The 21125-nt window shown below is 75.7% G+C and carries 21 protein-coding genes and 2 pseudogenes; 4 read left to right on the top strand and 19 right to left on the bottom strand.

The window, feature by feature from the left end:
- Nucleotides 1-54: 54 nt before the first annotated feature.
- Nucleotides 55-1092, bottom strand: coding sequence for an iron-containing redox enzyme family protein (locus WAA21_RS14860; RefSeq protein WP_336923610.1), 1038 nt, complete (start codon nucleotides 1090-1092; stop codon nucleotides 55-57).
- A 92-nt stretch (nucleotides 1093-1184) separates the two neighbouring features.
- Here WAA21_RS14860 and WAA21_RS14865 point away from each other — a divergent pair, with 92 nt between their 5' ends.
- Nucleotides 1185-1538 carry a CDGSH iron-sulfur domain-containing protein gene (locus tag WAA21_RS14865; RefSeq protein WP_336923611.1) on the top strand — a complete coding sequence of 118 codons (354 nt, stop codon included), beginning with the start codon at nucleotides 1185-1187 and terminating at the stop codon, nucleotides 1536-1538.
- 60 nt (nucleotides 1539-1598) lie between these two features.
- On the opposite strand, the gene WAA21_RS14870 is transcribed toward WAA21_RS14865, so the two are convergent.
- The 10 genes and pseudogenes from WAA21_RS14870 to WAA21_RS14920 form a co-directional block, all read right to left on the bottom strand.
- On the bottom strand, nucleotides 1599-2132 hold the full coding sequence (locus WAA21_RS14870) for a DUF6098 family protein (protein ID WP_336923612.1): 534 nt from the start codon (nucleotides 2130-2132) through the stop codon (nucleotides 1599-1601).
- A complete protein-coding gene (locus tag WAA21_RS14875; protein ID WP_336923613.1) occupies nucleotides 2132-2392 on the bottom strand; it encodes a DUF2795 domain-containing protein in 261 nt (86 codons plus the stop codon). Before WAA21_RS14875 ends, WAA21_RS14870 begins: the two co-directional genes overlap by 1 nt.
- Before the next feature lie 168 nt (nucleotides 2393-2560).
- Entirely contained in the window at nucleotides 2561-3736 is a 1176-nt protein-coding gene (locus WAA21_RS14880) for an alcohol dehydrogenase catalytic domain-containing protein (RefSeq protein ID WP_336923614.1), read from the bottom strand.
- A gap of 81 nt (nucleotides 3737-3817) precedes the next feature.
- Nucleotides 3818-4795, bottom strand: coding sequence for a GTPase Era (gene era / locus WAA21_RS14885; protein ID WP_336923615.1), 978 nt, complete (start codon nucleotides 4793-4795; stop codon nucleotides 3818-3820).
- Complete coding sequence (locus WAA21_RS14890; protein ID WP_336923616.1) at nucleotides 4792-5109, bottom strand: cytidine deaminase; 318 nt, start codon at nucleotides 5107-5109, stop codon at nucleotides 4792-4794. Before WAA21_RS14890 ends, era begins: the two co-directional genes overlap by 4 nt.
- A complete protein-coding gene (locus WAA21_RS14895; protein WP_336923617.1) occupies nucleotides 5102-6499 on the bottom strand; it encodes a hemolysin family protein in 1398 nt (465 codons plus the stop codon). The genes WAA21_RS14890 and WAA21_RS14895 overlap by 8 nt, the downstream gene beginning before the upstream one ends.
- Nucleotides 6496-6978, bottom strand: a complete 483-nt coding sequence (ybeY, locus tag WAA21_RS14900) for an rRNA maturation RNase YbeY (RefSeq protein ID WP_336923618.1) — start codon at nucleotides 6976-6978, stop codon at nucleotides 6496-6498. The genes WAA21_RS14895 and ybeY overlap by 4 nt, the downstream gene beginning before the upstream one ends.
- Nucleotides 6975-7298, bottom strand: a pseudogene (locus WAA21_RS14905) (PhoH family protein); the annotation flags it as partial. The gene ybeY and the pseudogene WAA21_RS14905, both read right to left, overlap by 4 nt.
- Nucleotides 7299-7556: 258 nt before the next feature.
- A pseudogene (locus tag WAA21_RS17975) lies at nucleotides 7557-9107 on the bottom strand (PhoH family protein); the annotation flags it as partial.
- A 58-nt stretch (nucleotides 9108-9165) separates the two neighbouring features.
- A complete protein-coding gene (locus tag WAA21_RS14920; protein WP_336923619.1) occupies nucleotides 9166-9519 on the bottom strand; it encodes an HIT domain-containing protein in 354 nt (117 codons plus the stop codon).
- Between the two features lie 125 nt (nucleotides 9520-9644).
- On the opposite strand from WAA21_RS14920, the gene WAA21_RS14925 reads away from it, so the two are divergent.
- Nucleotides 9645-10700 (top strand): Gmad2 immunoglobulin-like domain-containing protein, encoded by a 1056-nt coding sequence (locus tag WAA21_RS14925; protein WP_336923620.1) that lies wholly within the window; start codon nucleotides 9645-9647, stop codon nucleotides 10698-10700.
- A gap of 104 nt (nucleotides 10701-10804) precedes the next feature.
- Here the strand turns inward: WAA21_RS14925 and WAA21_RS14930 are convergent, their stop codons facing one another.
- The 4 genes from WAA21_RS14930 to WAA21_RS14945 form a co-directional block, all read right to left on the bottom strand.
- Complete coding sequence (locus WAA21_RS14930) at nucleotides 10805-11866, bottom strand: zinc-binding dehydrogenase (RefSeq protein WP_336923621.1); 1062 nt, start codon at nucleotides 11864-11866, stop codon at nucleotides 10805-10807.
- A gap of 6 nt (nucleotides 11867-11872) precedes the next feature.
- The gene (gene dnaJ, locus WAA21_RS14935; RefSeq protein ID WP_336923622.1) at nucleotides 11873-12991 is read right to left on the bottom strand and encodes a molecular chaperone DnaJ; all 1119 of its coding nucleotides are present in this window, start codon (nucleotides 12989-12991) and stop codon (nucleotides 11873-11875) included.
- A 55-nt stretch (nucleotides 12992-13046) separates the two neighbouring features.
- Nucleotides 13047-14096 carry a heat-inducible transcriptional repressor HrcA gene (hrcA, locus tag WAA21_RS14940; RefSeq protein WP_336923623.1) on the bottom strand — a complete coding sequence of 350 codons (1050 nt, stop codon included), beginning with the start codon at nucleotides 14094-14096 and terminating at the stop codon, nucleotides 13047-13049.
- Nucleotides 14097-14170: 74 nt separating this feature from the next.
- A complete protein-coding gene (locus tag WAA21_RS14945; protein WP_336923624.1) occupies nucleotides 14171-15070 on the bottom strand; it encodes an NAD-dependent epimerase/dehydratase family protein in 900 nt (299 codons plus the stop codon).
- Nucleotides 15071-15174: 104 nt separating this feature from the next.
- Here WAA21_RS14945 and WAA21_RS14950 point away from each other — a divergent pair, with 104 nt between their 5' ends.
- Both WAA21_RS14950 and WAA21_RS14955 read left to right on the top strand, forming a co-directional pair.
- The gene (locus WAA21_RS14950) at nucleotides 15175-15639 is read left to right on the top strand and encodes a DUF4870 domain-containing protein (protein WP_336923625.1); all 465 of its coding nucleotides are present in this window, start codon (nucleotides 15175-15177) and stop codon (nucleotides 15637-15639) included.
- A gap of 115 nt (nucleotides 15640-15754) precedes the next feature.
- On the top strand, nucleotides 15755-16258 hold the full coding sequence (locus tag WAA21_RS14955; protein ID WP_336923626.1) for a DUF4870 domain-containing protein: 504 nt from the start codon (nucleotides 15755-15757) through the stop codon (nucleotides 16256-16258).
- Nucleotides 16259-16270: 12 nt separating this feature from the next.
- Here WAA21_RS14955 and hemW read toward each other — a convergent pair whose 3' ends face one another.
- The 4 genes from hemW to WAA21_RS14975 form a co-directional block, all read right to left on the bottom strand.
- The gene (gene hemW, locus WAA21_RS14960; protein WP_336923627.1) at nucleotides 16271-17503 is read right to left on the bottom strand and encodes a radical SAM family heme chaperone HemW; all 1233 of its coding nucleotides are present in this window, start codon (nucleotides 17501-17503) and stop codon (nucleotides 16271-16273) included.
- Nucleotides 17504-17509: 6 nt separating this feature from the next.
- Nucleotides 17510-18256 carry an MOSC domain-containing protein gene (locus WAA21_RS14965; RefSeq protein ID WP_336923628.1) on the bottom strand — a complete coding sequence of 249 codons (747 nt, stop codon included), beginning with the start codon at nucleotides 18254-18256 and terminating at the stop codon, nucleotides 17510-17512.
- A complete protein-coding gene (gene lepA, locus WAA21_RS14970) occupies nucleotides 18253-20115 on the bottom strand; it encodes a translation elongation factor 4 (protein WP_336923629.1) in 1863 nt (620 codons plus the stop codon). The genes WAA21_RS14965 and lepA overlap by 4 nt, the downstream gene beginning before the upstream one ends.
- 82 nt (nucleotides 20116-20197) lie before the next feature.
- Nucleotides 20198-21043, bottom strand: a complete 846-nt coding sequence (locus WAA21_RS14975) for a transglutaminase family protein (RefSeq protein ID WP_336923630.1) — start codon at nucleotides 21041-21043, stop codon at nucleotides 20198-20200.
- Nucleotides 21044-21125: the final 82 nt, after the last annotated feature.

Here is a 21125-nt window from a genome sequence, read left to right on the forward strand (position 1 = left end):
CGAACGGCCGCCCGTTATGCGCCTGTTACGTCCGAGATGTCGATCTCGCGCCCGTCAGGCGACGAGCTCGGGCACCCGCAGGGCGCTGCGCCCCTGCTCCCAGCAGCTGAGCGCGCCCGTGCCCACGAGGTCGTCGAGGCCGAGGCACACCGCCGCGCCTAGCAGCACGTCGGCGTGCGCGAGCGGGTCGTCCTCGACCAGCGCCCCGCACAGGTCGTGGGCCGCGACCTGCTCGTGGACGGCGTCGGCCTCGACGTGCTCGTCGAAGAAGACGACCGCCTCCGCCGGCACCTGCAGCCGCTGCAGGCCGGTCACCCAGCGGCGGGCCGGCAGCGACGACGTCATCTCGAAGGCGGCGAGGTGGCCGCACAGCGCCCCGACGAGCCGCCGGTGCAGGCCGAACAGCGAGATGGCGTTCACCCCGGCCAGCACGGGGGCCGGGACGGCGTCGAGGTAGGCGTTGGGCGTGTCGTCCAGCCCGAGCCCTCGCATCGTGGTGGCGAACAGCACCTGGTGCATGCGCTCGGGGTCCCCGCCGCCGTACTCGTCGCACTGGATGTCGACGAGCGCGGCCTTGGCGCGTCCCCGCAGCCGCGGCAGGGCCCACGTGTGGGGGTCGGCCTCCTTGAGCTGGTACACCGACCGCAGGACGAGCAGCTCCCGCACCTCCTCGCGCGTGGCCCGGCGCGCGACGTGCGCGGCGAGGCTGCCCCGGCCCGGCCGCGCCGCCTCGGCGGTCATCTCGAACAGCACGTCCGCCACGGGCCGGTCCGGCACCGGCTGCGCCCAGCGCCGCCTCAGGTCCGCCTCGAAGGCGTCCTCGAGCACGGCCCGCGCCGCGAGCACGTCGGCTGCCCACTCCCAGCGCGGGTCGGCGTCGGGCAGGCCGTAGTGCAGCTCGTACAGCAGGTAGAGGGCGAGCTGGACGTCCTCGTCGACGACCGTGTCGGCGCCCGTGCCGCCGCCGGTCCGCCCGGCCGTCCCGCTGACGGCGTCCGCGGCGAGCCGGGGCAGGTGGGGCAGGGGGTGCAGGGGGGCCGCCAGCGCCGGCAGCAGGGCGGCCGTGAGAGGCCCGCGTGGTGTCAGGTCCATGCCAGGGCTCCTGCCCCTCCGGCGGGGGCGCCAAACCGCGCGCGCGTGCGTGGCCGGGTGTGGGGGCCCGCGCGCCCGGGTAGGGCACGACGGTGACCGACACCACCGCCCGCTGCACGCCCCGCGACGCCGCCGTCACCGCCGACCGCGCGACCGAGGCCGTCGACGCCGACGACACCGACGACGCCGACGAGGTCTCCCTCGACGCCGTGCCCGTCGAGGCCGCGCCCGTCGACGTCGTGCCCGCCGACGGGGCGCGGCTGCGGGTGCGGGTGTGCCCGGACGGCCCGGTGCTGGTGAGCGGCGCGGCGGGCGTCGTGACGCCGGACGGCACGCACGTCCCGACCAGCCGCCGGACGGTCGCGGTGTGCCGCTGCGAGCGCAGCACGCGCGCCCCCTGGTGCGACGGCACGCACAAGCTCCTGCCGCCGGGCACCCTGCCGTGAGGTGAGGCGGGGACATGAGGGTGTCCCGCGCCGGTCAGGCCGGCGACCAGACCGTCACAGTCAGGCCAGCACGATCCAGTCGACGTCGCCCTGCGGCGCCGGCCAGCACCCGCTCGACGCGCGGGCGTGGTGGCGGCGGGCCCCGGCCACGACCTCCGGGGACAGCAGCGCCACGACCTCGACGCCCGCGAGCAGCGGCTCGCCGTCCCATCCCCGGCCCGCGACGGACCCGCGCACGACGGCCGTGCCGCCACCGGGGCCGGCCGCGGGCGCGGGGCGCGGCGCGGGCTGAGGTACCGCGTGCGGCTCGGGGCCGCCTGCGGGCTCGGGGCGGTGCGCGACCTGGCGCGCGACCCAGTCCACGACCGCACCGGGCCACCACGGCTCGGGCGTGAGCCGCAGAGCGGGCACCCCGGGCAGCACGCAGCCGGAGACGTCGTCGTGGACCCCGCCCCCGCGGGCGGGCCGGAGCCGGCCGCGCGGCACGTGCAGCCCGGGCGTCGCCGCCACCAGGCGCACCAGCTCCGCCAGGTCCGTCAACGTCGGCGGCTCGGCGAGCACCTGCAGGTCCGCGCGGTCGCGCGTGGTGGACATCAGTCCGCCCCGGCGCCCTCCGGGTCGCTGCTCGCGACCCCGGCCGCCACCGCGACCTCCTGGACGTTGTCGAAGACGCGGCCCTCGGGCAGCCCCCTCAGGAGGTCGAGCACCCGGTCGGACGCGTCGTGGCCGGTGGCGACCGCCACCAGCCGGTCGCGGTCGGCCGGGTACACCTCCTTGCCCAGCGCCTGGGCGATCTCGCTCCTCGTCCCCACGTCGGTCGAGGTGGGCCGGTCCGCTCCGCTGGCAGTCGACATGCGTGTGGTCTACCCCGTCCGCGGCGGCTCACACCCGGCGCCGGGGCGGCGTCGTCGGCTGCTGCGTCGCCGCCTGGCCCGGCCCTGCGGCCGGACGCGCCCCCGCGGGGTCAGGCGACCGGCCGCCGGGCGGGCGCCGGCCGCGCCAGGGGCGCGCCGGCGCGCTCGTCAGGGCTGGAAGAGCACCTTGACGGTGCCCTCCTCCTTCTTCTGGAACTGGGCGTAGGCGTCCGGGGCGTGCGACAGGGGCAGCCGGTGCGTCGCGAAGTCGTCGACGCCCAGCGGGTCCTCGTCGGTCAGCAGCGGGAGGATGTCCGGCACCCACCGGTGGACGTTCGCCTGGCCCATCCGCAGCGTCACCTGCTTGTCGAACAGCGTGAACATGGGCAGCGGGTCCGCCGCCCCCGCGTACACGCCGGACAGCGAGATCGTGCCGCCACGTCGCACGAGCTCGATGGCGAGGTGGAGCGCGTGGAGGCGGTCGACACCCGCCTTGCGCATGAACTTCGACGCGAGGGCGTCCGGCAGCAGGCGCGTCGCGGTGTGGGCGGCCTGCGCACCCGGCGAGCCGTGCGCCTCCAGGCCGACCGCGTCGATGACCGCGTGCGGGCCGCGCCCGTCCGTCATGGCCTGCACCGCCTCGACGACGTCGTCGTCCAGGGCGAGCGCGGTGACACCCCGGCGCCGCGCGCGCTCGAGGCGCTCCGGCACGAGGTCGATGCCGATGACCTGGCCGGCGCCGCGGTGGATCGCGATGCGCGCGGCCATGTCGCCGATCGGCCCGAGGCCGAGGACGACGACCGTCGACCCGGGCTCGACGCCGGCGTACTCGACGGCCTGCCACGCGGTCGGCAGCACGTCGGACAGGTAGACGAAGCGGTCGTCGGGCGGGCCGTCGGGCACCGGGACCGGCAGGGTGTCGGCGAACGGCACCCGCAGGTACTCCGCCTGCCCGCCGGGGACCTGCCCGTACAGCTTGGTGTAGCCGAAGAGGGACGCACCGGTCCCGTCCTCGCGGTTCTGCGTGGTCTCGCACTGGGAGTGCAGGCCGACGTCGCACATGTGGCACGTGCCGCACGAGACGTTGAACGGGACGACGACGCGCTGCCCGGGCCGCAGCGACGTGACGCCCGGGCCGACCTCCTCCACCACGCCCATGGGCTCGTGACCGAGGACGTCGCCGACGTCGAGGAACGGTCCGAGCACCTCGTACAGGTGCAGGTCGGAGCCGCACAGGCCGGTGCTCGTGATGCGGACGACCGCGTCGGTGGGCTCGAGGATCGCGGGGTCGGGGACCTCGTCGACGCGGACGTCGCGGGTGCCGTGCCAGGTGAGTGCCTTCATGCCCTCCCCGTGCCCCGTGCGGCACGGTGCATGAGCCGCTGCCCCGGGCCGCGTCAGCGGCGGCGCGTCAGCGGCGGCGCCTCAGAAGCCGAGGCGGCGCAGCTGCTTGGGGTCGCGCTGCCAGTCCTTGGCCACCTTGACCCGCAGGTCGAGGTGCACCCGGGTGCCGAGGACGCCCTCGATGCCGCGGCGGGCGCGCGTGCCGACGTCCTTGAGCCGGCTGCCGCCGCGTCCGATGACGATCGCCTTCTGCGAGTCCCGCTCCACGAAGACGTGGACGAACACGTCGGTCAGGGGCCGGTCGGCGTCGCGGTCCTCGCGCGGCACGACCTCCTCGGTGACGACGGCGAGGGAGTGCGGCAGCTCGTCGCGCACCCCGTCGAGCGCGGCCTCGCGGACGAGCTCGGCGATGAGGACGTCGACGGGCACGTCGTGGGTCTGCTCCTCGGGGAACAGCGGCGGGCCCTCGGGCAGGTGCGAGACGAGCACGTCGGACAGCGTCGCGACGCCGTCGCCCCGCGCCCCGGAGGTCGGGACGAAGTCGGCGACGTCGAGGCCGGTCTCCGCCGCGAGCTGCTGCGCCTGCAGCAGCCGCTGCGGGACGTCGTCGCCCCCGGCGAGGTCCGTGCGGGTGACTGCCACGACGACCTTCGTGCGCCGCCGACCCTCCACGGCGGCCGCCACCTGCTCCGCGAGCCGGCGGTCGCCGGGGCCGACGGGACCGTCGGCGGGCAGGCACAGCGCGACGACGTCGACCTCGGCGATGCTGTCGCGGACGAGGTCGTTGAGCCGCTCCCCCAGCAGCGTGCGCGGGCGGTGCACCCCGGGGGTGTCGACGAGGACCAGCTCGGCGGGCGCGCCGTCGGGGGTGAACCGGCGGACCACGCCGCGGATGGCGCGACGCGTCGTCTGCGGCTTCGCGCTCGTGATCGCGACCTTCTCCCCCACGAGGGCGTTGAGCAGCGTCGACTTGCCGACGTTCGGGCGTCCGACGAGGCAGGCGAAACCGGAGCGGTAGCCCTCGGGCCACGCGCTGCCGTCGGCCGTGCCCGCGCTCACGTCGCGCCCCCGGCCGCGTCGTCGAGCACGACGGGGTGACCGAGGGCCGCGAGCAGCTCCGCGGTCGCCTCGCCGTCGGCGCGCTCGCCGACGAGGGCGACCGCCTCCAGCCGGGTGACGCCGCTGCCGACGGCCTGCGCGACGGCGGCCTGCAGCGCGCTGAGCCGGAGCGAGGCCACGGCGACGGTCCCGGCGAGGTACGTCCGGCCGATGTCGTCGCGGACGGCGGCGCCCGCACCGCCCGTCCGCGCGGCCGCCGACCGGGCCAGGACGAGGAGCTTCGCGTCCTCCGGGCCGGGTGCCGCCTCAGCCACGCTCGGCCCCCGTCCGCTCCTCGCGGCGGCGCCCGCCGCCGCGGGCCTCCTCCGGCTCGTCGTCGCCGCCGTCGTCGTCCTGCGGCTCGGGCAGCCGCTCGACGATGACCGTGAGCAGGCGGTTGCGCCGGCCGCGCCGGTCGGCCGTGATCCGCAGCCCGGCGACCTCCGCGCTGCTGCCGCGGATCGGCACCCGGCCGAGGTGCTTGGTCAGCAGGCCCGCGACGGTGTCGACCTCGTCGTCCTCCACGTCGCGCCCGGTCGTCTCCGACAGCGCCATGAGGTGCGTGCGGGCGCTGAGCCGCCACCGGTCCTCGGCGAGCTGCTCGGTCTCGCGCTGCTCGACGTCGTACTCGTCGGAGATCTGCCCGACGATCTCCTCGAGCAGGTCCTCGATCGTCACGAGCCCCGCCACGCCGCCGTACTCGTCGATGACGACGGCGAGGTGGACCGAGCCGGCCTGCATCTCGCGCAGCAGGTCGTCGGCCGGCTTGGACTCCGGCACGAAGACCGCGGCGCGCATGACGTCGTCGGCGACGGTCGCCGCGCCGTCGACGTCCGGCCCGACGCCCCCGTTGCGGGCCGCGAGGCGGCGCTGCTCCTGCAGCCGGGCGGCGACGTCCTTGAGGTAGGAGACACCCACGACGTCGTCGGCGTCCCGGCCGACGACCGGCACGCGGCTGAAGCCGGAGCGCAGGTGCAGCCGCAGCGCCCGCTCGAGGTCCGTCCCGGTCTCCAGGGTCACCATGTCGGGCCGGGGCACCATGACCTCCCGCGCGACGGTGTCGCCGAGGTGCACGACCCGCTGCAGCATGAGGCTCTCGCCGCGCTCGATGACGGCGTCGGCCTCGGCCTGCTCGACGAACTCCAGCAGCTCCGCCTCGGTGGCGAACGGTCCCGACGGCAGGCCGCGGCCGGGCACGACGACCCGCGCGAGCCCGACGAGCAGGCGCACGAGCGGCCCCGCGACGAGCTGTGTGCGCGCGAGCAGCCCGGCGCCGGCGAGGGCGACCGCCTCCGCGTGCTGGTGCCCGACCGTCCGCCCGGCGGCACCGACGAGCACGAACGTGAGGGCGGCGACGGCCGTCCCGCCGAGCACCACGGCGAGCCAGTCCGGGCCCACCCGGGTGAGGGCGACGACGAGCGCGGACACGGCCGCGGTCTCCAGGACCACCCGCACGAACGTGGCCGTGTTGACGGTGCCGGGGGTGTCCTCGAGCAGCCGCTCGAGGCGGTCCGCACCGCGGCGGCCGGCGAGGCGCAGGTCCTCGGCTCGCCCGCGGGTCACCCGGGCGAGCGAGGACTCCAGCGCCGAGGCGTACGCGGCGAGCAGCACGAGCAGCGCGCCCACCACGAGGAGCACGACGGTGTCGGTCGCGGCGTCGCTCACGCCCCGCCCCCCGGTGCCGCTCCCGGCCGGGCGAGGAACTCCAGCAGGAGCCGGCGCTGCAGCGCGAACATCTCCCGCTCCTCCTCCGGCTCGGCGTGGTCGTAGCCGAGCAGGTGCAGCGTGCCGTGGACGGTGAGCAGCAGCGCCTCCTGCGAGGCGGGGTGGCCGGCGGCCTCCGCCTGCCGGGCCGCGACCTGCGGGCACAGCACGACGTCGCCGACCATGCCGGGCCCGGCCGGCGCGCCCGCACGACCCGGGCGCAGCTCGTCCATCGGGAAGCTCATGACGTCGGTCGGGCCGGGCAGGTCCAGCCACCGCTCGTGCAGGGCGGCCATCGCCGCCTCGTCGACGAGGACCACCGACATCTCCGCCTGCGGGTGCACGTGCATGGCGTCGAGCACGAAGCGGGCGCACTCGGCGAGCTCGTGCTCGTCGAGGTCCTCGATCACGGTCCCGGACTCGTTGGCGACGTCGATCACGCGCGGCGCTCCCGCCGGGACGGGGCCTCCGAGCCGCTCGACCGGTCGAAGCGGTCGTAGGCGTCGACGATCTCACCGATCAGCCGGTGCCGGACCACGTCGGTCTTGTCGAGGTAGGAGAAGTGGATGTCGTCGACGTCGCCGAGGATGTCGCGGACCACCCGCAGGCCCGAGGCCGTCCCGCTCGGCAGGTCGACCTGCGTGATGTCGCCGGTGACGACCATCTTGGAGTCGAAGCCGAGGCGGGTGAGGAACATCTTCATCTGCTCCGGCGAGGTGTTCTGCGCCTCGTCGAGGATGATGAACGAGTCGTTGAGCGTGTTGTGGGTGACGAGGTGGTCGTCCGTCACGTACAGCGAGTCCGCCGCTGCGACCTGGATGCAGACGGTGTCCCGGACGCCGGCCGGCTCGATGGAGTCGACGAAGCGCATGGGACGGCCGCCGGTGTCCGCGTCGTAGGCCGCGCGCTTGCGGGCCAGCCGGAACGGCTCCGTGCCCGCGGGCAGGCGGATGTCGAGGACGAACGCGTCACGGCGGTAGGCGACCGGCCGACCCTTCGCCAGGCCCGGGCGACGGCCCTCGGCCCGTCGGGTGCGCACGTAGGCGGTGCCGCCGAGCGAGCGGACGAGCTGCACGACGTCGTCGCGCAGCCGCTCGGAGGTCGTGCAGTACTGCACCCGGCACGTGCGGCCGCGCTGGCGCACGGGCCCGCCGTCGGTGTCGAGCAGGCCCTGCAGCACCGCGAGGCGCACCTCGACGCTGTTGTGGAGGTAGACCGACGGCACGGCCTTCGTGTGGGAGCGGGTCCCGGCCAGGCCGAGGTCGCGCAGCACCTCGGTGACGGGGTTGGCGGTGACGACACCACCGCGTCCCCCACCCCGGCGCCGCAGCACGTAGTCGTAGCGGTCCTTGTGCACCACGTCGACGTCCGGCAGCGCCTGGTCGAGCGCCTCGGCCAGCTCGGCGTCGGCCGTGGAGAACGACGGCGTGGTCGACGTCGTGAGGCACCCGTCGCCCAGCAACAACCCGAGCGCGTAGGGGTCGAGCGGCACCTGCTGCGGCTCCATCTGCACGGGGCCGGTGAGCGGGAGCTCGAAGCGACGGGCGTGGGCGGCCCGCAGCCGTCCGAGCATCTCGTCGGTCCGCACGACGCGGCAGCGGCCGCGCCGCTTGTCGCCGGCGGTCCGCACCTGCCACAGGTGCTCCCCGCACGCGAGCGTCGAGGCGCCGTCCTGCGTGGTGACGCGGTAGACGGGCCGCTCGCCCTGCGGGAAGACGCCGAGGACCGGGGTCGGCCGGCCGTCGGAGCCGATGACGAGGTCCCCGACCCGCAGCCGGCCGATGAGCTGGTACCCCGTCGGCGTCATGACCTTCGCGTCGGTGGGCTGGGCGCGGCCACGCATGTAGGCCAGGGGCGCGACCTCGATGGTGCCGGCCGTGATGAGCCGCGGGATGGAGTCCGGGTCGACCATGTCGTGCAGCGCGTCGTACAGCGGGCGCAGGTACGGGTCGATCTTGTCCGTCAGCGTGCCGGGCAGGAAGCCGAGCCGCTCGCCGGCCTCGACCGCGGGCCGGGTCAGCACGATCCGGTTGACGAGCTTCGCCTGCAGCGCCTGGACGGCCTTCGCCATCGCGAGGTACGTCTTGCCGGTACCGGCCGGGCCGATGCCGAACACGACGGTGTTGGTGTCGATCGCGTCGACGTAGCGCTTCTGGTTGAGCGTCTTGGGCCGGATCGTGCGGCCGCGGTTGGACAGGATGTTCGCGGTGAGCACGTGCGCGGGGCGGACGCCGCCGTCGGTGTCGCGCAGGATCGCGAGCGAGCGCTCCACCGCGTCGGCCGTCAGCGGCTGGCCAGCCTGCAGCACGCCGCCCATCTCCTCCAGCAGCCGCAGCGCGAGGGCGACGTCGGAGGCGGGTCCGGTGACGGTCACCTCGTTGCCGCGCGGCAGCACGTCCAGGCGCGGCAGCCCGCGCTCGAGGGTGCGCAGGTGCTCGTCGTGGGGGCCGAGCAGGGAGACGGTGTCGGTGCCGTGGGGGACGACGTAGGTCCGGGTCACGGTGCCGCGCGTGCCACCCGGCGGCTCGGGGGTGAGGTCCTCGGCGGGAGCGCCGGTGGTGTCTGCCATGGGCGAGCTGCCCTGGTCCTTCCTGTCGGTGACGGTCCAGGGTAGCCCCGGGCAGGCGCTACAGCCCCACGGCGGCCGCGCCCCGGCCCGCCAGGACGTGCGCGTGGGCGTGGAAGACGGTCTGGCCGGCACCGGCGCCGGTGTTGAACACGAGCCGGAAGTCGCCGTCGGCGAAGTCCTCCGCCACCTCCCCGGCCGTCCGGACGAGCGCCGCGAGCAGCGCCGGGTCGTCGACCAGGTCGGTGACGTCGGTGACGTGCGCCCGCGGCACGACGAGGACGTGCACCTCCGCCTTGGGCGAGGAGTCGCGGAAGGCCACGACGTCGTCGTCGGAGTGGACGACGTCGGCCGGGATCTCCCCGTCGACGATGCGGCAGAAGACGCAGGGCTGGTCACCGGTGGCCTCGCTCATGGGCACGACGCTACCGGCGCCCGTCGATCCGTGACCTGATCGCAACGCGTCCGAGATCGACCGCCGCGCCGGTGCGGCCGTTGTGTCCAGCACAGTGGGAGGAGACCCACGACAGGAGGCACACCATGTCCACGTCCCCCGTCACCACGCAGGGCCGCGGTGGCCCCCGCTGGGTCGTCGTCGCCGCCGTCACCGTGGCCGTCGTCGCCGTCGCCGTCGTCGTGTGGCTGCTCGTCGGCGGCTCGGGCGACGACGCCGCCGCGCCCGAGCCGTCGCCGGCGTCCGGCACGTCGGCGCCCCCGTCGCCGGCGCCGCCCTCGCCGGCCCCCGACACGGCCGGCGCGAGCCCGGTGCCGTCCCCGGACACCGTCAGCACCGTCGCGACCGACGCGGCGACGGCGGCGCCGACGGTCACCGCGACCGTGACCGCGGGCGTGCCGCTCGTGGTGTGGCACCAGCGGGAGCAGGACTCCCCCGACGGGGTGCGCCTCGTGCTCGTCGCCGACCGGGCCCTCGCGGAGGTCGCCGGCGACGGTCCCCTCGCCGCGGTGCGCGCGGCGCTGGACACGCTGCTGTCGACGCCGGCGGCCGACCCCGACCACGCCAACCCGTGGGCCGCCGGGGACGGCGGCGGCGCCGTGCTCGACGTCCGCGAGGCCGAGTCCGGCGGCACGGTCGTCGACCTGCCCGTCGAGGCCTTCGACGGCTCCGTCGGCAGCGAGGGCGCCGCCCTGGCCGTCGCCGCCCTCGTCCGGACCGTCGTGTCCAACGGCGGCGAGGCACCCGTGACCGTCCTCGTCGACGGCGAGCAGGGCGCCGAGGCGTGGGGCGTGCTGTCGCTCGACGAGCCCCTCGAGCCCGACACCGCGGACCTCGCGGGCGGCTGGGTGCTCGACCCGTACGAGGGCCAGCGCGTCCCGGCCGGGCTGCTCACGGTGTCCGGGACCGCCACCGCGTTCGAGGCGAACGTCCTGTGGGAGGTCCTCGACGAGGCGGGGGACCAGGTCGACGCCGGCTTCACGACGGCCGGCGCGAACGGCGAGTACGGCCCGTTCACCTTCGACACGACGCTGCGGCCCGGCTCCTACACGGTCCGCGTGTACGAGGAGTCGATGGCGGGCCCGGACGAGGGCGTGCCGGTCGTGTGGGAGGACACCACCCGCGTCGAGGTCGTCGGCTGACCCGGCGGCCACAGCGAAGGAACGGTGGGCCCGCGAGGCACCCTCGACCCGGCCGGACGCGCCGCGGCTCCTTCGCTGTGGCCGGTCCGCTCGGTCGACGGGCCTCAGGGCCGGACGAGTGTGACGCCCGCGCCGGGCGCGTCGCCCATGGCCGCGAGCGCGGCGGCTCCGCCGTCGAGGTCGACGGTCCGCGTCACCAGGACCGTGGGGTCGAGGCGGCCCGAGGCGACGAGGGCCAGCAGCGGCGGGTAGGCGTGCGCGGCCATGCCGTGGCTGCCGAGGAGCTCGAGCTCCCCGGCGACCACGAGCCGCAGCGGCACCTGCGGGTCGCCGAGCGCCTCGGGGAGCAGCCCGACCTGCACGTGCCGGCCGCGGGGGCGCAGCCCTGCGAGCGACGCCGCGCACGTGGCCTCGCTGCCGAGCGCGTCGAGCGACACGTCGAGGCCGCCGCCCGCGGCGTCGCGCACCGCGCCGGCGACCTCGGCCCACGCGAGCCCCGTCGGGTCGACCGCGGCCGCGGCACCGAGCCGTCCCGCGAGGGTCCGCGCGGCCGGCGACGGGTCGACCGCGACCACGCGGGCACCGGCGGCCACGGCGAGCTGCACGGCGGACAGCCCCACCCCGCCGCAGCCGTGCACGGCCACGGTCTCCCCCGCCGCGAGCCGCCCCACGGCGACGAGCGCGCGGAACGCGGTCGTGTAGCGGCAGCCGAGCAGCGCCGCGGCGTCGTCACCGACCTCGTCCGGCAGCCGCACGAGGTTCGTCGCCGCCCTGGGCACGACGACGCGCTCGGCGAAGGAGCCCCAGTAGGTGAAGCCGGGCTGCTCCTGCCGCTCGCAGACCTGCTGGTCGCCGGCGCGGCAGCGTGCGCACGTGCCGCAGCCGAGCACGAAGGGGGCCGTCACCCGGTCCCCCACGGCCGGGCCGTCGGGGCCGTCCGCGCCGTCGAGGCCGGCGCCCAGGGACTCGACGGTGCCGGCGAGCTCGTGGCCGGGCACGTGCGGCAGCACGACGTCGGGGTCGTGACCGGCCCACGCGTGCCAGTCGCTGCGGCACAGCCCGGTGGCGTCCACCCGGACGACGACGCCCCCGGGCGGCGCGACCGGGTCCGGCACGTCCTCGACGACCGGACGGTCGCCGAAGGCGCGGACGACGACGGCGCGCACGGTCCGTCAGCCGTTGACGAGCCGGTCCCGCAGCCGCCCGAACAGCCCCTGCGGGGCGCCGTTCGTCACGCGGCCGGTGGGCTGCTCCTCCCCGCGCAGCGTCGCCAGGCGCCGCAGCAGGTCGCGCTGCTCGTCGTCCAGGCGCGTCGGCACCTGCACGTCGAGGTGGACGTGGAGGTCGCCGCGGCCGGGACGCCGCAGGTGCGTCGCACCTAGGCCGGCGAGGGTGATGCTCTCGCCGTGCTGCGTGCCCGGGGCGAGCTCGATGTCGCGGTCGCCGTCCAGCGTCGGCACGGTGACGTTCGCCCCGAGGGCGGCCGCGGTCATCGGCACCTCCAGCACCGTGTGGAGGTCGTCGCCCTCGCGCCGCAGCCGCGGGTGGCGCCGCTCCTGCACCTCGACGTAGAGGTCGCCGGCGGGACCGCCGCCCGGCCCGACCTCGCCCTGGCCCGCGAGCTGGATGCGGGTGCCCGTGTCGACGCCCGGCGGGACCTTGATGGTGAGCGTGCGGCGCGTGCGGACCCGGCCCTCGCCGGAGCACTCGTGGCACGGGGCGGGCAGCACTGTGCCGTAGCCGCCGCAGCGCGGGCACGGACTCGTCGTCATGACCTGGCCGAGGAACGACCGGGCGACGCGCTGCACCTGGCCGCGGCCGCCGCAGACGTCGCACGGCTCGGGGCCCGTGCCGGGCTCGCAGCAGGTGCCCTGGCAGCGGGTGCACACGTCGGCGGACTCCACGCGAATCTCCCGCGTGCCGCCGAAGACGGCCTCCTCGAGGTCGACCTCCAGGCGCACGAGGGCGTCCTGGCCGCGCTGGGTGCGCGAGGCGGGACCGCGCTGCGCGCCGGCGCCCGCGCCACCGAAGAACGTCTCGAAGATGTCGGAGAAGCCGAAGCCGGGCCCCTGGCCGCCGAAGGGGGAGTCGCCGCCGGCGTCGTAGGCCGCGCGCTTCTCCGGGCTGCTCAGCACCTCGTAGGCGCGCGACACCTCCTTGAACCGCTCCTCGGCGTCCGGACCGGTGTTGACGTCGGGGTGCAGCTCGCGGGCGAGGCGGCGGTACGCCTTCTTGATCGTGTCGGCGGAGGCGTCCCTCGGCACGCCGAGGGTCTGGTAGTGGTCGCTCACGGGAGCCTTTCGACGGGGCTGCGGGTGCAGGTCGGGCAGGAACCGGGTGCGTCGCTCACTGCTCGAGCGCGCGCGAGGCGTAGCGCGCCACGGCCCTCACCGCGGCGATCGTCGTGGGGTAGTCCATGCGGGTGGGGCCGAGAACGCCGAGCCGGGCGACGACGTCGCCGCTGCCGTAGCCGGTGGTGACGACCGCGGTCTGGGCGAGGCTCTCGTGCGCGGTCTCGCGGCCGATGCGCACCGCGACGTCGACCTGCTCCTCGGCCATGTCGTGCATGAGGCGCAGCAGCACGACCTGCTCCTCCAGCGCCTCCAGCACCGACGACAGCTCGCCGGGGAACTCGGTGCCGCGGCGGACGAGGTGGCTGGTGCCGGCCACGACGATGCGCTCCTCGCGCTCCTCGACCAGCGCCTCGGCGAGGGCGTCGACGACCGCGCGCGCCACGGTCGTGCTGTCGGGGTCGGCCGTGCTGTCGGGCCCGACCCCCTCCAGGACGCTGCGCACCGTCTCGGCCGCCGCCGCGAGCCGCAGCCCGGCGACGACCCCGTTGACGCGGTTGCGCAGCTCCTCCAGCCCCGGCAGCGGGGAGCCGTCGGACCTCACGAGGTCGGGCACCTCGACGAGCCGCTGCTCGACGCGGCCGGAGGACAGGATCAGCACGAGCAGCACGCGCCCGCCGCCGAGCGGCACGAGGTCGACGTGGCGCACGGTCGACAGCGACACCGACGGGTACTGCACGACCGCGGTCTGGCGGGTCACCTGGCTGAGCAGGCGGACGGTGCGGTCGACGACGTCGTCGAGACCGACCGCCCCCTCGAGGAACAGCCGGATGGCGCGGCGCTCGGGCTGGCTCATGGGCCGGACCTCGCTGAGCCGGTCGACGAACAGCCGGTAGCCCTTGTCGGTGGGCACCCGCCCGGCGCTCGTGTGCGGCTGCGCGATGTAGCCCTGCTCCTCCAGGACGGCCATGTCGTTGCGGATGGTCGCGGGGCTCACGCCGAGGCGGTGCCGCTCGACGAGCGCGCGGGAGCCGACGGGCTCCCGCGTCGTCACGAAGTCCTCGACGATGGCGCGGAGGACCTCCAGTCGGCGGTCGTCGGCCACGGAGAACACCTCCCGGGGTCGCTGGCACTGTCGGGGTCCGACTGCCAATCGTAACCCTCCGGGCGGACCGGGGCTCAGGCGCGCGCGTCGCGCCAGGAGTGCTGCGGGTCGTAGCCGAGCACGCGCCGGGCCCGGTCGATCGACAGCAGGGTCTCGTGCTCGCCCAGCTCCCGCGTGAGCGGCACGCCGGGGAACTCCAGCGCCATGAGCTCCGCGGACGGCGTCCGCATGACCGTGTCGGCGTTGGCGACGACGCACACCTCGACCCCGTCCACGGCGTCGTCGGGGACCGACAGCGCCCGTCGGACGGCCTGGGCGCCGTCGCGGGCGTCGATGTAGCCCCACAGGTTCCACCGCCGCCGCGCCGGGTCGTCCTGCCACGCCTCGAAGCCGGGGTAGTCCGCCGGGGTGGTGACGTTGGAGAAGCGCAGCCCGACGAAGCGCGCGTCGGCGCGCCAGCGCGCGTGCTGGCGCGCCAGCTCCTCCTCCAGCACCTTGCCGAGGCTGTACGTGCTCTCCGGACGGGGCGCGTAGTCCTCGTCGACGGGGGCGTAGGGCGGCGGGGTGTCGAAGGGCAGGCCGAGGACGGTCTCGCTGCTCGCCCACACGACGCGACGGACCCCGAGGGCCCGGGCCGCCTCGAGGACGTTGAAGGTGCTCGGGACGTTGTTGGCGAACAGCGCGGCGTTCGGCACGAGCCCGGGGGCCGGGACCGCGGCGAGGTGGACCACGGCCTCGACGCCGTCGTGCCGGTCGTCGACCGCGCCGAGGGCGCCGACGACCTGCCCGTAGTCGGTGAGGTCGGTCCGCACCGCGAGCAGGCGGCCCCGCTCCGGCGGAGGCTCCGGGTCCCCGGGGGCAGGCGGGGCCGGGACCTGCCGGTCGAGGAGCAGGACGTCGGTCCCCTCCCCGAGCAGGTGCTCGACCACCGCCGCGCCGAGCCGTCCGCTGCCTCCGGTGACCGCCACGACCACGGGCTGCTCCTGTCCTCCGGTGGCCCGCCGTCCGGGCCGCACGAGGCCCGATTCTGCAGGCAGCACCACTGCCGCGCCCGCGGGCGAGGCCTAGCGTCGTCGGCATGACGCAGCAGCCCGCCGCCCCGGTCCCGAACGCGCTGTCCGACGCCCCCGCGCCCGCGGCGGGCACCTACCCCGGCGGGCGCGGCCCCGCCCCCCTCACGCCCGCCGACGAGACGACGTGGTCGACCGTCGGGCACCTGTCGTGGCTCGCCGGCTCCCTCGTCGGCCTGCCCGTGCTCGGCCCCCTCGTGCTGTGGCTCGTGCTCCGCGAGCGCGGCCCCTTCGTGCGCCACCACCTCACCGACGCCCTCAACTTCCAGCTGTCCCTCATGGTGTACGCCCTCGGGCTCGCGGTCGTCGGTGGCCTCGGCACGCTGCTGACCGTCGGCCTGCTCCTGCCCGCGCTCGTGGTGGCGGTGCTCGCGGTCGCGGTGCTCGGGGTCGTGCTCACGGTCGTCGCGGCGGTGGCCGCCGCCCGGGGCGAGTGGTACCGCTACCCGCTCACGCTGCGGGTCGTCCGGTGAGCCGGCTCCGGGCGACCGGCCCGGGCGGGCGACGGGTATCACGACAGGCTCCCGGGCCACCTGCTCGGAGGACTACCGTCGACGTCTCCCACCCTGACCCGGAGGACACCCGCTCATGAGCGACCCGAACACCCCGGCCGAGCCCGGCCCCCGGCCCGCCGACCAGCAGCCGCAGCCCGGCTCGTACCAGCCCGGCTACCAGCAGCCGCCGCCCGGGTACTCCCAGCCCGGCTACCAGCAGCCGCCGCCCGGGTACTCCCAGCCCGGGTACGCCCAGCCGCAGCAGCCGGGTGGCGTCACCCAGCAGGACGAGAAGACGTGGGCGATGCTCGGCCACATCGGCGGCATCCTCATCAGCTTCGTGGCCGGCCTCATCGTCTACCTCGTCTACAAGGACCGCTCCGCGTACCTCAAGCAGCAGGGCGCCGAGGCGCTCAACTTCCAGATCACGGTCGCGATCGCCTACGTCGCCGCCTCGGTTCTCAGCGTCATCGGCATCGGGCTGCTGCTGATCCCGGTCGTCTGGATCGTCGCGATCGTCTTCGGCATCATCGCCGGGCTCGCGGCCAACCGGCACGAGAACTACCGCTACCCCATCGCCATCCGGTTCGTGAAGTGACGCCTCGCGCGCTCACCCGGTGAGCGCGCGCGCCACCACGTCCGACAGCAGCCGCCCGCGCAGGGTCGGGACCACCCGGCCGGCGCGGGCGGCTGCGTCGTCCAGCAGCCCGTCGGCGGCGAGGCCGTCGACGGCGTCGCGGGCCCCCGCCGGGACCCGGTCCAGCGGGAGGCCCTCGGCGAGCCGGCTGCGCAGCAGCACGTCCTCCACGGCCCGCTCGTCGGGGCCGAGCACCTCACGCCCCTGCGCGGGGCTGCGGCCGGCCTCGACCGCGGCGGCCCAGGCGGCCGGGTGCCGCACGTTCCACCAGCGCACGCCGCCGACGTGGCTGTGGGCGCCCGGCCCGACCCCCCACCAGTCGTCGCCGCGCCAGTACCCGAGGTTGTGACGGCACGCGGCCGCCGGCGTCCGCGCCCAGTTGCTCACCTCGTACCAGCCGAGCCCGGCCGCGCCGAGCAGCTCGTCGGCCAGCTCGTACTTGTCGGCGAGGTCGTCGTCGTCCGGTGCCGCCAGCTCGCCGCGGCGGACCTGCACCGCGAGCCGGGTGCCCTGCTCCACGACGAGCGCGTAGGCGGACACGTGGTCCGGCTCGAGCGCGACGGCGGCCTCGAGGCTGCGCCGCCAGTCCGCGAGCGACTCCCCCGGGGTGCCGTAGATGAGGTCGACGCTCACCTGCAGCCCCGCCGCGCGGGCGGCCGCGACGACCTCCGGCACCCGCGCCGGGTCGTGGGTGCGGTCCAGCGTCGCGAGCACGTGCGGCACGGCCGACTGCACCCCGAACGACACGCGCGTGAACCCCGCCCCCGCGAGCGCGGCCAGGTACCCGGCGTCGACGGAGTCCGGGTTCGCCTCCGTCGTGACCTCCGCGCCGGCGGCGAGCCCGAACCGGTCCCGGACGGACCCGAGCACGCCGGCGAGGTCGGCCGCCGGCAGCAGCGTCGGCGTGCCGCCGCCGAGGAACACCGTCGACACCGCCCGACGCGGCAGCCCGGCGCCGTCGAGCACCCGCACCGCGAGGTCGAGCTCGGCGGAGACCCCGCCCGGGTAGCCGCGCCGGCTCGCCGCGGCCTGCGGCCCGAGCTCATCGGCGGTGTACGTCGTGAAGTCGCAGTACCCGCAGCGGACCCGGCAGAACGGGACGTGCACGTAGACACCGAGGCGGCGCCGCTCGGCGCCGTCACGGACCTGCGCCGGCAGGGAGCCGTCGTCCGGCGCCGGCAGGCCCTCGGGGGCGGGACCCGGCACGCGACCTCAGCCGCGACCGGCGGCGGCGCGGACGTGGGCGAGGAGCGACGGCGCGATTTCGAGCCCCGCGGCCAGCAGCGCCCGGGCGTCGGCCGGGTCCTGCAGCGTCACCCACCGCCCGAGCCCCACCCCGTGCGCGGGCCGGTGCTCGACGACCACCGGGTCCCCGGCGCGCACGGTGCCGGTCGCGTGGACCCGCAGGTACGCCCCCGGCCGCCCGGCGGTGAGGAACCGCTTCTGCCAGCCGCGCTCGCCCGTGCGGTGCTGGAACGTCGCGCAGGGGGTGCGGGGCTGCGTGACCTCCACGACCACGTCGCGACCGAGGCGCCACCGCTCCCCCACGCGCGCCGCGGACACGTCGACGCCGCGCAGCAGCAGGTTCTCCCCGAACCAGCCCGCGGCGACGTCGTCGCGGCCGAGCCGCTCCGCCCACCACTCGGCGTCCTCGGCGGCGTAGGCGTACACGGCCTTGTCGCGGCCGCCGTGGTGGCGCGTGTCGAGGACCCGGTCGTCGAGGACGCCGTCCGCGCCGACGACGACCGCGTCGACCGCGCGCTTGTCGATGCCGGTCGGCTCGCCCTTGTGGTCGGGTGCGACCGCCCACGTGCGGCACACCGCCGCGACCACGCCGACGGCGTCCGGCTCCACCGGGCGGCGCGCGGCCGGCACGAGGTCGAGTCCGGCGGCCGTCGCGCTCGACGTCCCGGCCGTGCCGGCGACGGGCGGTGCCGCCGCACCGAGGACCTCGCTCACCGCTTCGCCTCGGCCTTGGCCTTGTCCCCCACCTCGGAGGACAGGGCGGCGATGAAGGCCTCCTGGGGGACCTCGACCCTGCCCACCATCTTCATGCGCTTCTTGCCCTCCTTCTGCTTCTCCAGCAGCTTGCGCTTGCGGCTGATGTCGCCGCCGTAGCACTTGGCGAGCACGTCCTTGCGGATCGCGCGGATCGTCTCGCGCGCGATGACGCGCGAGCCGATCGCGGCCTGGATCGGGACCTCGTACTGCTGGCGCGGGATGAGCTCCTTGAGCCGCTCCGTCATCTTCACGCCGTAGGCGTACGCCTTGTCGCGGTGGACGATCGCGGAGAACGCGTCGACGACCTCGCCCTGCAGGAGCACGTCGACCTTGACGAGGTCGGCGTCCTGCTCCCCGGCGAGGTCGTAGTCGAGGGAGGCGTAGCCGCGCGTGCGGGACTTAAGCGCGTCGAAGAAGTCGAAGACGATCTCCGCGAGCGGCAGCGTGTAGCGCATCTCCACGCGGTCCTCGGACAGGTAGTCCATGCCGAGCAGGGTGCCGCGCCGTGACTGGCACAGCTCCATGATCGTCCCGATGTACTCGCTCGGGGCGATGATCGTCGCCTTGATGACCGGCTCGACGATCTCGGCGATCTTGCCCGCGGGGAACTCGCTCGGGTTCATGACGACCTGCTCCGTGCCGTCCTCCATGCGCACCCGGTACACGACGTTCGGGGCGGTGGAGATGAGGTCGAGGTCGAACTCGCGCCGCAGCCGCTCGGCCACGATCTCGAGGTGCAGCAGGCCGAGGAAGCCGATCCGGAAGCCGAACCCGAGCGCCGCCGAGGTCTCCGGCTCGTAGACGAGGGCGGCGTCGTTGAGCTTGAGCTTGTCGAGGGCGTCACGCAGGTCCGGGTAGTCGCCCCCGTCGATCGGGTACAGCCCCGAGAACACCATGGGCTTGGGGTCCTCGTAGCCGCCGAGGGCGTCGACCGCGCCGGCCGACGCGCTGGTGACGGTGTCGCCGACCTTCGACTGGCGGACGTCCTTCACGCCGGTGATGAGGTAGCCGACCTCGCCGACGCCGAGGCCCTCGCTCGGCAGCGGCTCGGGCGAGATGACGCCGATCTCGAGCAGGTCGTGCGTCGCGCGGGTCGACATCATCTGGATGCGCTCGCGCGGGCTGAGGCGGCCGTCGACGACGCGCACGTACGTGACGACGCCGCGGTAGGTGTCGTAGACCGAGTCGAAGATCATCGCCCGGGCCGGCGCGTCGACGTCGCCGACGGGTGCGGGCACGACGTCGACGATGCGGTCGAGCAGGGCCTCGACGCCCTCACCGGTCTTGCCCGAGACGCGGAGCACGTCGTCGGGGTCGATGCCGACGAGCCCGCCGATCTCCTCGGCGTACTTGTCCGGCAGGGCGGCCGGCAGGTCGATCTTGTTGAGGACGGGGACGATCTCGAGGTCGTTCTCCATCGCCATGTAGAGGTTGGCGAGGGTCTGCGCCTCGATGCCCTGCGCGGCGTCGACGAGGAGCACGGCGCCCTCGCACGCGGCGAGGGAGCGCGAGACCTCGTAGGAGAAGTCGACGTGGCCCGGCGTGTCGATCATGTTGAGGGCGTAGGCGGCGTCACCGACCTGCCACGGCATGCGGACGGCCTGGCTCTTGATCGTGATGCCGCGTTCGCGCTCGATGTCCATGCGGTCGAGGTACTGCGCGCGGGCCTGCCGGGCCTGCACGACCCCGGTGAGCTGCAGCATGCGGTCGGCCAGCGTCGACTTGCCGTGGTCGATGTGGGCGATGATGCAGAAGTTGCGCAGCTGCGAGGGCGGCGTGGCCGCCACGGGCAGCGGCTCGGCGGGGATGGGGGGCACTCGACCTACCTGCTCCGGGCGTCTCGTCGTGCGGGCGTGGGCGCGTCCAGTTTCCCACGCTCCGCCCGGCCGTCCGCGCGGATCACCGCAGGCGCGTGATCTCCACCGTCACCGACAGCCGCGACCCGGACCCGCCGGAGATGATGCCGCGCAGCGGCGACACGTCGCCGTAGTCGCGGCCGGTCGCGACGACCACGTGGTCGAGCCCCGCCGGGCGGTTGTTCGTCGGGTCGAACGCCGTCCACTCCCCCGCCCACCACTCCAGCCACGCGTGGCTCTGCCCGGTGACGGCCTGCCCGAGCGGCGCGCTGCGGTCCGGGTGCAGGTAGCCCGAGACGTACCGGGCGGGCACGCCCATCGCGCGCAGCGCCCCGAGGCCGACGTGGACGAAGTCCTGGCAGACGCCGCGCCCCTCCTCCCACGCCTGGGCGGCGGAGGTGTGGACCCCGGTCGAGCCCGGCACGTACTGCAGGTGCTGGCCGAGCCACGAGCAGACGGCGAGGGCGGCCTCGTGCGGCGGCAGGTCGCCGGCCACCTCCTGGCTGCGGGCGAGCAGGTCCGGACCGGGCACCGTCACCGGTCGCGGCGCGAGCCACTCCACGAAGCGGTCCCGCAGGTCCGGTGCCGCGAGGTCCTCCCACGAGGCGCGCCCGGGCTCGGGCCCGGCGGCGGGCACCTCGACCTCGACCAGGCTCGAGGTGACGACGTCCAGTCGCGTGTGCGGCAGCTGCGTGTCGAAGGCGACGACCTGCGTGCCCCAGTAGTCGGTGTAGCGCGAGGCGGCCGCCCGCGGCGACACCTCGACCCGCGCCTCCAGCACGTGCTGGCCGGGCAGCGAGGCCGGGGTCTGGCGCACCTCGTTGTACGACGTCCGGACCGGCGAGGCGTACTCGATCGCGGTCGAGTGCACGACGCGCAGCCGGCTCACGCCGGTCTCCCTCGGCCTGGGCGGCTGCACCTGGACCTGTGCCCGGCCCTGCCCCTGGCCCTGCGTCCGGCCCTGCCCCTGG

Origin of the sequence: Aquipuribacter sp. SD81 (genome assembly GCF_037153975.1) — a bacterium.
Lineage (GTDB): Bacteria > Actinomycetota > Actinomycetes > Actinomycetales > JBBAYJ01 > Aquipuribacter.

Bases quoted from the DNA above. Each gene is read 5' to 3' on its own strand.
- WAA21_RS14860 (WP_336923610.1), bottom strand. From the start codon at position 1,092: ATGGACCTGACACCACGCGGGCCTCTCACGGCCGCCCTGCTGCCGGCG.
- WAA21_RS14870 (WP_336923612.1), bottom strand. From the start codon at position 2,132: ATGTCCACCACGCGCGACCGCGCGGACCTGCAGGTGCTCGCCGAGCCG.
- WAA21_RS14875 (WP_336923613.1), bottom strand. From the start codon at position 2,392: ATGTCGACTGCCAGCGGAGCGGACCGGCCCACCTCGACCGACGTGGGG.
- WAA21_RS14880 (WP_336923614.1), bottom strand. From the start codon at position 3,736: ATGAAGGCACTCACCTGGCACGGCACCCGCGACGTCCGCGTCGACGAG.
- WAA21_RS14920 (WP_336923619.1), bottom strand. From the start codon at position 9,519: ATGAGCGAGGCCACCGGTGACCAGCCCTGCGTCTTCTGCCGCATCGTC.
- WAA21_RS14925 (WP_336923620.1), top strand. From the start codon at position 9,645: ATGTCCACGTCCCCCGTCACCACGCAGGGCCGCGGTGGCCCCCGCTGG.
- WAA21_RS14950 (WP_336923625.1), top strand. From the start codon at position 15,175: ATGACGCAGCAGCCCGCCGCCCCGGTCCCGAACGCGCTGTCCGACGCC.
- WAA21_RS14955 (WP_336923626.1), top strand. From the start codon at position 15,755: ATGAGCGACCCGAACACCCCGGCCGAGCCCGGCCCCCGGCCCGCCGAC.